The organism is Finegoldia magna (assembly GCF_018371055.1).
GTDB lineage: Bacteria > Bacillota > Clostridia > Tissierellales > Peptoniphilaceae > Finegoldia > Finegoldia magna_I.
This window is the reverse complement of sequence record NZ_JAGYZD010000030.1, coordinates 1-12,248: the sequence shown is the minus strand read 5'-3', so window position 1 is coordinate 12,248 and position 12,248 is coordinate 1. Positions and strand designations below refer to the sequence as shown.

The window sequence follows — 12,248 nt, the reverse complement described above, 5'->3', positions numbered from 1 at the left end:
ACTAAAAAAAATAAAGTATTAGTTTCACTAACTACTGAAATAATAAAAAATATCAATAGAGTAATAATAGATATTATAATGTATTTTGCATTAAATTGTCTGCTTTTATTACTTATATCTGATAAATTATTCATCAAATCTCCTTTAAATGATTTATAAAATCCTTATAGTTTACTGAGTTTCTAAATTTTTTTTCCCATATTTTTCTTGAATTGTATTTATAAGTATTATACAAGTTAGAATCCATAAACTTGATTTTTAAAATCGCTTCTATTAATTGTTCTTCTGTTAAATTAGCATCTAAGAGTATCCCATTTTCTCCATTAATTACAGCTTCTGATGTGCCACCTACATTTGTAGCGATTACTGGCATACCTACAGATTCCGCTTCCATTATAGAAACAGGTAACCCTTCTGATTCACTAACATTAATGAATACTGAAAATTCTTCGTTTTCGATAATGTTCAAATATTTATCATTATCGCAGAATCCCCTAAAATCTACTGAAATATTTTGTCCACAATTTTTAATAATGTCTTTTATTTCTTCTAAGTATTTTTCGTCTCCATCTCCATAATGCACCCACTTGATGTATCCATCTTTTATATTTGTAAGAGCACCTGCTATAACATGAATTCTCTTAATTCTAGCAATTCTAGAACATGTTAATATTACAAAATTTCTATTATTTATTTTGTTATTAAGTTTTATTTCTTTTGTACCTAGTCTATGAAGAAAGGTTTTTTTATTTAATTCATCATAATTTTCTAGATATCTCATTCCGTCTTCTGATATACAATGTATTTCATCAATTCTACTGTATAGATAGCTTCTATATGGCAAATAATTTTCCTTATTTCTAAACTCAAATATATCTTGCGCATGACATCTAGATACAACCTTAGCATTAGGAAAAATATCTTTTAATCGGCAGCAGGCCAAGCTAGAAAACCCTACCCTATATGTATAAAAAATAAGATTTTCTGTCTTTAACATTTGATTTTTATCAAATACTTTTTTTATATTACTTAATACCAATTCGCTTTTAGATGAAAATAAGAAAAGACGTTTTAGAGAATTAAAAGTTAATTTTTTCGTTTCTACCATATATTTTAATTCACTAATCATATCTTTCCTGAAAATACTTCTTATTAAACATGTAATCCTATGAATAATTGAATTGTAATGTATACCTAACTTGCCAATTTTGAAATAGCTAGGAATGTTTATATGCGTATTACTATATTCATGGCCTTTTACTGTGAAAAAAAATATTTTATCTTTCTCGTCATAATATTTTACTTCTTCATTTAGATAAATTTCATCCTGCATAAAGTCAGAAATTATTATTAATGTCATTCTATTTCCTTTCTAACTTATCTAATACTTTAGAGTAAAATGGTAGCTTCCCTATTTGATCAGGCATTTGAACAACATCTGGATCTGATGCGCTATTACCTTCAATAATACAAATAGTTCCATCATTTTTTATAGCTATATCCCAACCTACATATCTAATATTTTTATTAACATCAGCAGCTCTTTTGACTGTTTCAAGCACATTTTCCCAGTATGGAATTTTAAATCCTACTATTTGTTTGTTTGATCTTGGGTGAAATATATATCTATTATTTTTTTTATCTATTGCTTGTGTATATACTATTCCAGTATCTATATCTATTAGTGCCGCAAGTCCTAAATGATGAAAATTATCTGTGCATCCTTTTCCATTTCCACACCTAAATACAGCGTTCATTATTTCAATAGTTTTACCTGTATTTATAGTAACAACTCTTAATGTATTTACTGATGACGGATTGAAATCTGACATTTCTTGGTTCTGTATAATTAATTCTTCTAAAATTACATTCATAGCACGTAATTCCAAATACTTTTGCTTCAAGTCTGATATTGCATCGTAATCTAGTATTCCTATTCCATTTCCACCGCTACCATCTTTTACCTTATACATAGAAACCGGGAATTTAACCACAAACTCATGAAACTCATCATATGTTGCTTTGCTTAAATCTATCCAAGCTCTCCCAAGAAATTCAGTGTAATTTTGGTAAAATATGCTCTTATCATCAAACTCTTTAGTTTTTAATTTTCCATTACAAATAGTCACTATTTTTTTCCATTTACGAGCTACAATAAATTTTTTTCTATCATATGATCTTCTATAGAAAAATTTATATTGAAAATAATCATTTATTCCACATCCGTATCGTAGTGTACACCGTATAAAATCTAAAATAATATAAATTTTTTTAAAAAAGCCGACATTTTCTTCTATAAAGTACTTTTGCAATAAATTATATTTTTTTAAATGAACAGTTATATATTCAATTCCTCTTGAACTATTATATCCTGTAATTTTCTGAGTATGATTGTCGGTTTTATCATTTTTTTTCATTTTACAATCCAATTTCCTTTATCGTATTCAACTGCCAATTCATATAAACTATTTGCTAGACACACATCTATAAGAGCTAATCCTACAGAATTGAAGTAAATAAATTCATTATTGCTTTCTCTACCTTTTTTTCTTCCATTTATTATGTCAACAAGGTCAGAATATATATCGCTATCTTTCAATAATCCTTTTTTGTACATCTGTGAAATTGTCTGCGTCCTATGTTTTACACATTCCCAACTATCACAAATAATCTTATTTGCGCTTAATGCTACATCAAATTCATCTTCAAGTCCTGCAACATGAATGTACAAGCTTCCTTCTTTTATCCATTTTTTCTTCAAGACCTTCTCTTGGGAACTAATGGCTGTAATTATTATGTCGCTATTACTAGCAGCTTCTTCATAATCATTCGATGAATTAATAAATTTTACATCTGGATAAAGCTTCTCTAACTCATTAATTAAATCTGTAATTTTAGTTTTTGTTCTTGAAGAAAAATAGCATGTATTTATTTCTGGAATGACACATTTTATTAATTTAAAGTGAGCTTTAGCTTCTTCACCTGCACCAATAAATCCTATAACCTTTGAATTTGATTTAGCCAAATACTTAGCAGCAATTGCTCCAACAGCTGCAGTCCTTAGACTAGTTGCTAATGATGAATTTAATATTGCTTTAAGCTTTCCCGTTTCTGTTTCAGACAACAAAGTAAATCCTTCAACATTATCTATTTCTTTTTTCTTATTAGATGGAAAAACTGATATCCATTTTATCCCTGAAATGTTTTTATCTAAAATAGTAGCAGGAAGGCAGTTAATTCTGTTCTGAGTTCTTTCATCTATTATTAGCGATGTTTTATCATGTTGTATTACAGTGTCAGATTGAGTTAACAATAACGCTTCTTGAACTGTTGATAATATATAATCATAATTTTCGTTTATCAATGAATATATATCTTCAGATGATATATATAGGAATTTGTCTTTCATTATATCTCCCAAATTGTAAACAACATATTTTCGTCATTTTCGTCACTTACATCTAGTACATCTTTCGACTTTTTAAGTGTATCATTAATTTCCTCAATCGTATTGCCCGTAACATGCAAATATCCAAACACCTGTAGTGTAGTCCCTGAAGCTGGTATAGTATCTCCTATTGAGTGTGATTGAACAAATTCATGAACTCCTTGTATTTGTCGCAATCTATCTATGCCTCTTATTTGTTTTATAGTACAAGGTTTAATTTGTATAGGTAAAATTGAATATAATTTGTTCTTATCGTGATTTACTTCAGTAATATCATCAAAATTCTTATATAGTCCATTTCCATATAACGAATGATTAATAAGTATCTTCATCTGATTTATACCATAAAAATACTCTACTGGATAGTAAGTCAATGAACCTCCATATCTGAATCCTATCTCATTGAAAATAAATTTATTTTCATAATAAAAAGATTCAATCCATATAGCACCATATTCGATTTCCTGATCTTTTATCATTTTTATAGCTTTCGCATTTGTGCTCTCTAAATATTCTGCCTCATGGATGGAAGGAAATACTTGTAGTGCCATAACAGGCGCTGCGTTTTCTTCTATTTTTTTTGATTTCTTGTCACTCATACCACAATATTTTACTATTCCGTCTTGAATTGTATATTGTATGATTACGCTATCTGATGGAATATATCTTTCAATTAAAATATTCTTTGATTTCGAATTGTCTAACGCCTTTTCGATACCTGCCTTTAGTTGTTCTTTGTTTTTACAAATACTTATTCCAGTTGATCCGTTGTTATCCACTGGCTTAGTAACTAAAGGATAGTACTTCATATCATCTAGCTTGTCATCCCCGATATCAAATGTCTCTGTTACATTAATTCCGTGTTCTATACATTTATCTTTGAAAATTCTTTTATTTGTAGACATTTCCCACTGTTTCTTATTTGTGTAGTATGGTAGGCCTAATCTTTCACATAATTCAATTGCTACTGGTATGTTAACTTCGCTTGCTCCAGCATATATACCATCTACCTTCTTATTAATGCACAGTTCGTAAACGCTTTCGATGTCTATTGTGCTAATCGAATAAGATTCATCTGCGATTGATTTCACAACAGCTTTTGGCAATTCTTGATTGTCTACAGCTATTAAATTATATCCTTTTTCTTTTACGTATTTCGCTGCATCAAGAAAATAATTAGAAGCACCTAAAAAAAGTATAGTTTTATCGTTCATTTTCAACCTCTATCTTAATCATCTTAATTGCTCTTTCAGCATTTGCAATAGCTTCAATTTCGTTATCTCCCTCTGCTATTACATGACCAATTCTATCCCTACTATTTTTTATTTCTGAAATATTGTCTCCTTCTTTTACACATATTTCAATTTCTACTATCCCTGGTAGCTTTTTTGCATCGTCTAGCCTTGTAATACTTTTTATCTTTCCTGGATTTATTTTAAAATAACGAATAGCAGAACCTTTTTGTTTTTTTATTGGTAAAACTACTTTTTCATTCAGTGATATTTCTAACATTAATTCTATCATATCTATTCCTGTACTTAGTGGTACTAAATTGCTCGTTATGAAGTCTCCTCCCATCCTAGCTCCCATTTCTATAACTTTAGGTCCTTCTTTGGTAATCATGACTTCTATATGAGCCGGCCCATTTTTTACACCTATAGACTCACAGGTAGCACTTACTAAGCATCTCAACTCATCCATTAATTTCTGTTCAATATTTGCTGGTTGACTATGTCCAAGCTCAACAAAATACGGACTACCCGTTGTTTCCTTTTTGGTAACTGCTAATATATTTGAAACTCCATCAATACACATAACTTCTATACTGATTTCTTGTCCTACTAAGTACTCTTCAACAATTACTGATCCGTTTCTGCTAAAACCCTTACTGTATATAATAGCATCGTTTAGTTTGTCTACTGAATCTACTAGCTTTACGCCCCTACTCCCAGAGCTATCTGTTGGCTTAATAACACATGGAAACTTTATAGAATATTGATTATAATCATAATTATTCTCCTTTTCTAAAACAAAGTACCACGGATGTGGTACGCCGTCTTTTTCAAAGGACTGAATCATAAGCGCCTTGTCGGTAGCCTTAAGAGAGGATTCATAACTTATTGAAGTTAAACCTAGTTTCTCAGATGAATAAGCTATTGATCTAACCGGCATATCTGTAGCGGTTGTTACAATTGCATCAGCCTTGAATTTTTTCGCAACTTCATATACACCTTTTTCATCAGTCGTGCTAACACAAAAAAACTCGTCCGCTTGTTCAACACAGACTGCATTTTCATTATAATCAACTATTCCTAAATAATATCCGTCTTCAATAACCTTGTCAATTAAAGGTTTTTGCAAAATTGAAGCTCCCAATACTAATACTCTCTTTTTTTTCATACTATAGTAACCCTCTAGCTATTATAAATACCTGTTTTGAACAGAACAATTTTAATTGTTTTGATTAAAATTTTTAAATCAGTACTGAGCGAAATATTATCTACATACCAGCAATCTTTTATTATTTTTTCTGATTGCGATATTGTATTTCTATAATACGCTTGACTGTACCCTGTTATTCCAGGCAAAACATTTAATCTTTTTTTTCTATATTCATCTAATTCATTATATCTCATACTCACCAAACTTGGTCTTGGACCTATGAAAGACATTTCACCCTTTAACACGTTGAAAATTTGAGGCAACTCATCTATTGATAGTTTTCTTATTATTTTCCCTATTTTCGTTAATCTCTCATCTTTTTTGCTGTTATAGGTTGATCCGTCAGGATTTCTCAAGTCAGGTGAATTTATTTTCATTGATCTCAATTTGTACATTTTAAATACCGACCCATTTATTCCTCTTCGTTCTGATATATAAAAAATATCCCCTTTATCTTCAATATATATAAGAACTCCAAAAATAATACATACAATTAATACTATCGGCGAAATAATTAAAGATACAAGAAAATCAATAACTCTTTTTAAATATTTTTGATAAAACAAAATTTCCCCCTACAACAATTTTCTTAAACTACTTATAATATATTCTACGTCTTTTTCAGAAAGAAGAGTGTGTAAAGGTAAAGTTATCTCGTTTTTATAAAAATCATAAGCATTGTTATAATCCTCTATTTTAAAACCTAATTTCTTATAAGCCGTTAGCATCGGCAATGGTTTATAATGAACATTACATGCAATACCTTGTTCTCCCATTTTTTTAATAATTATATTTCTCTTATTTTCATCATCTTTCAGCAATCTTGTTATATATAGATGTCCTGATGAACGATAATCTTCAGAATAATGATCTAAGTAAAGTATTCCTAATTGATCTAGGTAATTGTTATATAGCTTTATCAGACTTTCTCTTTTTATCAACATATCAGGATACCTCTTCATCTGAGCTATTCCTATTGATGCCAAAACATCTGTCATATTACACTTATACCACGGTCCTATTACATCATACTCCCAGGCGCCAACTTGCATTTTAGATAACGCATCTTTTGATTGTCCATGAAGCGAAAATAATTGATATTGCTTATAAATGTCTTCATCACTAATTCCATTTATCGATTTCCAAGTCACTGCTCCACCTTCTGCTGTAGTAAAATTTTTAACTGCATGAAAGCTAAAACATGTAAAGTCAGACACACTTCCTATCTTATTTCCTTTATAGCTTGCTCCAAATGCATGTGCAGCGTCTTCGCATACTGCTATTCTTCCAATCGCTTCTTGTATATTATTACAAGGCTTAAAAATAGCTCTCTTTTTCTCCACTATTTTATGGATTCTGTCATAATCACATGGTATTCCAGCAACATCTACTGGTATTATCGCTTTTGTTTTCTCAGTTATAGCATTCTCTAATTTATCATAATCCATTTCTGTTTTATTTGGATATGAGTCAACAATAACTAACTTAGCACCTACATGACATACTACTGATGCTGTAGCAGTATATGTGTATGCCGGAACAATAACTTCATCGCCTTTACCAATTCCTAGCAATCGTAAAGTTAGTTCCGCGCATGCGGTTTGTGAATTTAAACAAACTGCACCATCTGCTTCGCAAAAACTTGCAACTTGTTTTTCTAATTTTTTTGTTTTTGGTCCTGTTGTAATCCAACCTGATTTTAAAGCATCTATCACTTCCTTAATTTCTTCATTACTTATATCAGGTGGTGAAAATTCAATTTTCATGTCTCTCCTTTTATTAATCTATACTCTTTGAGTTGAAAATTTGTTAATTTAAAATACCGGCTATCATAATTCTGAAATTTGAAATATCATAAACTCAAATGCCCGACTCCTTCTATGAATTATTGTAACCTTTTGGATTGTTTTTCTGCCATTTCCACGAATCTTTACACATGTCTTCTAAGCTTCTAGTAGCTCTCCAATTTATGGATTCAGCGGCTTTGTCAGCATTTGCCCAAACTTCATCTAAATCTCCAGGTCTTCTTGGACCTATTTCCTTTTTTATTTTAATATTATTTGCTTTTTCAAACGAACTAACTAATTCTAGTACACTACAAGGGATTCCTGTACCTAAATTAATAATATTAATCCCTTTGCTGCAACCAAATTCTAATGCTTTTACATGACCAATTGCCAAGTCGACCACATGAATATAATCTCTTAAGCATGTGCCGTCTGGAGTGTTATAATCGTCTCCAAAGATTGTAAGTTTTTCTCTTTTTCCAATTGCGACCTGTGTTATATAAGGCATTAGGTTGTTCGGAATTCCCGTGGGATCCTCTCCTATCAAACCACTTTTATGTGCGCCAATTGGATTAAAGTATCGTAGTATTACACCCGATAAATTTTTATTGGAACGTACTGCATCTTCTATTATTTGTTCTATAATGAATTTGGTCCAGCCATAAGGATTTGAACACGTTCCTTTTTTCATTGACTCGTCATTAGGAGATTTGTTTTCTTCGCCATAAACAGTTGCGGATGAGGAAAAAACAATCTTATTTACTCCAAATTCTTCCATACATTCAAGTACAGTCAATATTGTATCGATGTTGTTTCTATAGTATTTTAATGGAGTTGAAACAGATTCTCCAACAGCTTTAAAACCAGCCAAATGTATTACTGCATCAATATCATTTTCATTAAAAATTATAGATAACTTATTTTTATCTTTTACATCTATATCATATGATTTAAAATCTCTACCTGTTATTTGTTTTATTCTGTTCAATACTTCTGGTTTTGAATTAGTGAAATTATCCGCTATTATAACTTCATGATTGCTATTTAATAGTTCTACAGCTGTGTGCGAACCAATGTATCCAGCACCACCTGTTAATAATACTCTCATTTTTTCTCCCTAATAAATGCTATAATTATTTTAAAATTGACTTAACCTAGTCCATTCCGACTTAATTTTTTAATGTGTTTTCTATCTTGTCTTTTACTTCCTTCAAGCTACTATCATCTGCTACCATCATATATAGTCTATATCCAGGCATGGCATAAGACGGAAGTCCCATTTTGCCTGTACCTTTTAAATCTTGTGATTCAATGTTATATCCTTTTGGTGCATCTATTTCTTTGTTTATCATTTTAACCATAAAATCTTTTGACATGTTGGTTTGTGCTGATTTTTCAGCTATTGATAGTATTGGTGATGTTTTGAGTAAGCTTTCTGGTCTGGAAGCTTTTTCTATTATGGCTTTTAATACCCTTTCTTGATTTCTTCCTCTATCATGGTCACCATCAGCTAAATGATATCTTTCTCTGGAGAATACCAAGGCTTTCTTGCCATCTAAGTGAACTTTTCCTTTTGGAAAATCATATCCACCTGCACTAAATGTTTGTACGTTATCAACATCCACGCCACCTAATACATCAACTACTTCTATTAATGTATTGAAGTTAACTTTTGCGTAGTAATCAAGTTTTGTATCCAAGAAATTTTCTAGTGTTTTGATTGACGAATCAATACCATATATTCCAGCGTGTGTTAGCTTATCTTTTTGATTGTTGCCTCCACCAGCAATTGGAACATAAGTATCCCTTGGTACTGTTGTTATCAAAATTTTTCTTGTTTCTTGATTTACTGAAACTATTAAATTAACATCTGATCTTGACACTGTTTCAATAGGACCATATGTATCTATCCCAGAAATATATAGGTTAAACGAATTTTTGTCTTCAGCTTGATTTGAAAGCTTGTTGATTCTAGTAAATTCTTTGTCCCCTACTACTTCTGTTAATTCATCAAATTCTGGTATGAAGTCTTTAATTACAGACCTATATGCTTCATTTAGTACGATAAAATCCGTTTTTTTTGTTATGAGATTTTTTGCTGCTAACATATATGAATCAACATCTGTTGTTTTAAGGTTTTTATTAATTTTCCCATTTATTTCATCAACAAATGTATCAATATCTGTTTTGTTTTCTTTTTCATATACCTGTGTCACCAAGTCATTTTTTTTGATTAGCTCTTCTAGGTTAGATGATTTTAACTTTACTAATGATAGTTTGACTTTGGTTTGTTTAATGCTTTCAGAATCAGAAACTTTTTCAAGTGCTTTCATGGATTTGTTTATATAAAAAGTTCCCGTAATTGTTGAAGCGACGATTATTGAAAAAAGTATTATTCCAAAAGTTTTGGCAACTATACTTTGTCTGGATAATAATAGTACAACTAGCAATGTTAATAACAAAAGCCCAGAGACTATAATTATTTGATATTTGCTAGGTAATAATTTGTTTGATATCAAATTATACGAAAAAAACGCTGATGCTATTAACGAAATTATTCCTAATACTACTGCTAATACTTTGTTTTTCATATTATTCTCCTGTTTTTATATTGACGTATTCTGATAGGACAAATCCTTCCATATCATTGTATTTTACTTTTGTCCACTTGACTCCATCAACATATTTTTCTTCTAATACTTCTAATTCTGTGTTTTGAGGAATAGATGCCAATAGTCTTTGATCAGCTCCAGCTTGTTTTCTTAAATTCAATGACTCCACGTTTACTGTGGCCATTTTCTTAGCTGGTGTTTTTTCTGTATTTTCGGGTTTTTCTTCGTTATTTTTTTCGATTCTTTCTGCTACTTCTTTTTCTGTTTCCTCTGCCTCTTTTTTATCTTTGGATTTTTGAGTCCTCACAGAAACGTAAGTTTCTTGTTCGTAGCAGCCAGTTGTTACTACAACTAGGCTCATAAGAATGATCAAAAATTTTAGTCTATTTTTCATTTTTATTCCTTCTTAATATTTTCTTCCAGAATGATTCTTTTTTTATTTTAGGGATTTCATCCACTATTTCAGTTTTTCTAATAAATTCATCGTGTATTATTTTTTGTGGATTTTCTATTACAACTTCATTATACCAATCTTCTCCCATTTTATTTTTCAAATATTCCAATTCTTTCTTAACATCTGGATTTCTTCTTTCTGGAGAGTGGGTATCCGTTCCAACTATTTGAACCATATCTTTGTCTAGTAATTTATTTGCCATTTTATATTCTTGGCTTGATACATTTTTTAATGAACTCAAATTTATTTGGAACAATGCTCCTGCTTTGTAAATTTTTTCAATAAAATCAAATTCTTCTTTTGTGACTTGGTATCTTTCGACATGTGCAAGTACTGGAATGTATCCTGATAATTGAATTTGATAGATTAGAGAAGGTGCATAGTTAACTTTTCCCAAGAATGGAAATTCGATTAATACATATTTTGAATCCGCTAATGTGAATACTTCATGATTTTCCAATTCATGTAATGTGTTTTCATCAAGAAATATTTCATTACCAAGGTATATCTCGAAATCTATGTTTTGATTTTTGAGTTCGTCTAAGATAGTTTGTCTGCTTTCAATGATTTCTTTTTTTGATGGTAAATACTTTCCGTTATAATGATGGGGCGTAGCTACCACACCATGATATCCATTTTCTATATATTTGTGGATGATTGCCATGGATTCTTCAAGGCTTTGTGCTCCATCGTCTAATCCAAACAATACATGTGTGTGAATATCTATCATAATCTTCTCCAATTTTTTCTATATTATATATTAGGATTGGCTGCTTCCGTATTTGTATCCGTAGCCGTATCCATATCCGTACTTGTGTTTGTTTTTAACTTCTACTTTATTCAACACTGTTCCCAACACGTTGGCTCCAACATGTTTAAGATTTTGAAGAGTTACGTCTATTTCTTCGTATTTTGTTTCACCTTGCGCTACTATAAGTAAAACTCCATCTGCCATTGTCGACAATACTTGTGCATCTGTAAGTATTCCTGCAGGAGGTGTGTCTAATATGATGACATCATATATTGTTTCTAGTTTTTCTAATAATTTTTTCATTCTTTCAGATCCAAGTAATTCTGATGGATTTGGAGGAGTTGGTCCTGTGAGTATAATGTCTAGGTCACTTTCCTCGCTATCTGTGATTTTCACTTGATCATAATCCAATCCTTTTACTAAAAGGTTAGTCAACCCCAAATTAAATTGAGTTCCCATTATTTTACCGATTGATGGGTTTCTTAGGTCGCAATCAACCAACAATACTTTTTGGTGATTCTTCGCCATTGATCTAGCTAGTTTTAATGCGATTGTCGATTTCCCTTCACTAGGGTGTGAGGATGTTATTACTATTTTTTTTAATTGTTTATCTATTGATGAAAATGACAAGTTTGTTCTCAATGTTCTGATTGCCTCATCAATCATAGATGTATTGTCATAATAAGCGTGTTTTTTCGCCATACTATTTCTCCTTAATTTCTGGTATTACACCAAGTACTGGTATATTGAATTT

At 30.7% G+C, this 12,248-nt stretch carries 12 protein-coding genes; all 12 read right to left on the bottom strand.

All coding sequences use genetic code 11. The features are described 5' to 3' along the window. Positions 1-133: 133 nt before the first annotated feature. Complete coding sequence (locus tag KHW44_RS02505; protein WP_304065570.1) at positions 134-1,360, bottom strand: glycosyltransferase; 1,227 nt, start codon at positions 1,358-1,360, stop codon at positions 134-136. A 1-nt stretch (position 1,361) separates the two neighbouring features. Next, the gene (locus tag KHW44_RS02500; protein ID WP_102164170.1) at positions 1,362-2,417 is read right to left on the bottom strand and encodes a sugar-transfer associated ATP-grasp domain-containing protein; all 1,056 of its coding nucleotides are present in this window, start codon (positions 2,415-2,417) and stop codon (positions 1,362-1,364) included. Continuing rightward, complete coding sequence (locus KHW44_RS02495; RefSeq protein WP_102164169.1) at positions 2,414-3,409, bottom strand: ornithine cyclodeaminase family protein; 996 nt, start codon at positions 3,407-3,409, stop codon at positions 2,414-2,416. Before KHW44_RS02495 ends, KHW44_RS02500 begins: the two co-directional genes overlap by 4 nt. Continuing rightward, positions 3,409-4,662, bottom strand: coding sequence for a hypothetical protein (locus tag KHW44_RS02490; RefSeq protein ID WP_304065563.1), 1,254 nt, complete (start codon positions 4,660-4,662; stop codon positions 3,409-3,411). The genes KHW44_RS02495 and KHW44_RS02490 overlap by 1 nt, the downstream gene beginning before the upstream one ends. Continuing rightward, positions 4,652-5,848 (bottom strand): ATP-grasp domain-containing protein, encoded by a 1,197-nt coding sequence (locus KHW44_RS02485; RefSeq protein ID WP_304065560.1) that lies wholly within the window; start codon positions 5,846-5,848, stop codon positions 4,652-4,654. Before KHW44_RS02485 ends, KHW44_RS02490 begins: the two co-directional genes overlap by 11 nt. Before the next feature lie 14 nt (positions 5,849-5,862). Then, positions 5,863-6,456 carry a sugar transferase gene (locus tag KHW44_RS02480; protein WP_304065557.1) on the bottom strand — a complete coding sequence of 198 codons (594 nt, stop codon included), beginning with the start codon at positions 6,454-6,456 and terminating at the stop codon, positions 5,863-5,865. A 9-nt stretch (positions 6,457-6,465) separates the two neighbouring features. Beyond that, positions 6,466-7,656: a DegT/DnrJ/EryC1/StrS family aminotransferase gene (locus KHW44_RS02475; protein ID WP_304065554.1), complete on the bottom strand. Its 1,191-nt coding sequence runs from the start codon at positions 7,654-7,656 to the stop codon at positions 6,466-6,468. Between the two features lie 112 nt (positions 7,657-7,768). Beyond that, a complete protein-coding gene (gene galE / locus KHW44_RS02470) occupies positions 7,769-8,785 on the bottom strand; it encodes a UDP-glucose 4-epimerase GalE (RefSeq protein WP_304065551.1) in 1,017 nt (338 codons plus the stop codon). 61 nt (positions 8,786-8,846) lie between these two features. Beyond that, a complete protein-coding gene (locus KHW44_RS02465; protein WP_304065548.1) occupies positions 8,847-10,268 on the bottom strand; it encodes an LCP family protein in 1,422 nt (473 codons plus the stop codon). Between the two features lies 1 nt (position 10,269). Next, positions 10,270-10,683 carry an SH3 domain-containing protein gene (locus KHW44_RS02460; RefSeq protein WP_304065545.1) on the bottom strand — a complete coding sequence of 138 codons (414 nt, stop codon included), beginning with the start codon at positions 10,681-10,683 and terminating at the stop codon, positions 10,270-10,272. Next, complete coding sequence (locus KHW44_RS02455) at positions 10,673-11,473, bottom strand: tyrosine-protein phosphatase (protein WP_304065542.1); 801 nt, start codon at positions 11,471-11,473, stop codon at positions 10,673-10,675. The genes KHW44_RS02460 and KHW44_RS02455 overlap by 11 nt, the downstream gene beginning before the upstream one ends. A gap of 30 nt (positions 11,474-11,503) precedes the next feature. Next, positions 11,504-12,196: a CpsD/CapB family tyrosine-protein kinase gene (locus tag KHW44_RS02450; protein ID WP_304065539.1), complete on the bottom strand. Its 693-nt coding sequence runs from the start codon at positions 12,194-12,196 to the stop codon at positions 11,504-11,506. Positions 12,197-12,248 lie beyond the last annotated feature (52 nt).

Excerpts from the sequence above, each read along its gene's own strand:
- KHW44_RS02505 (WP_304065570.1), bottom strand. The coding sequence starts at position 1,360 with ATGACATTAATAATAATTTCTGACTTTATGCAGGATGAAATTTATCTA.
- KHW44_RS02500 (WP_102164170.1), bottom strand. The coding sequence starts at position 2,417 with ATGAAAAAAAATGATAAAACCGACAATCATACTCAGAAAATTACAGGA.
- KHW44_RS02495 (WP_102164169.1), bottom strand. The coding sequence starts at position 3,409 with ATGAAAGACAAATTCCTATATATATCATCTGAAGATATATATTCATTG.
- KHW44_RS02490 (WP_304065563.1), bottom strand. The coding sequence starts at position 4,662 with ATGAACGATAAAACTATACTTTTTTTAGGTGCTTCTAATTATTTTCTT.
- KHW44_RS02485 (WP_304065560.1), bottom strand. The coding sequence starts at position 5,848 with ATGAAAAAAAAGAGAGTATTAGTATTGGGAGCTTCAATTTTGCAAAAA.
- KHW44_RS02475 (WP_304065554.1), bottom strand. The coding sequence starts at position 7,656 with ATGAAAATTGAATTTTCACCACCTGATATAAGTAATGAAGAAATTAAG.
- galE (WP_304065551.1), bottom strand. The coding sequence starts at position 8,785 with ATGAGAGTATTATTAACAGGTGGTGCTGGATACATTGGTTCGCACACA.
- KHW44_RS02465 (WP_304065548.1), bottom strand. The coding sequence starts at position 10,268 with ATGAAAAACAAAGTATTAGCAGTAGTATTAGGAATAATTTCGTTAATA.
- KHW44_RS02460 (WP_304065545.1), bottom strand. The coding sequence starts at position 10,683 with ATGAAAAATAGACTAAAATTTTTGATCATTCTTATGAGCCTAGTTGTA.
- KHW44_RS02455 (WP_304065542.1), bottom strand. The coding sequence starts at position 11,473 with ATGATAGATATTCACACACATGTATTGTTTGGATTAGACGATGGAGCA.
- KHW44_RS02450 (WP_304065539.1), bottom strand. The coding sequence starts at position 12,196 with ATGGCGAAAAAACACGCTTATTATGACAATACATCTATGATTGATGAG.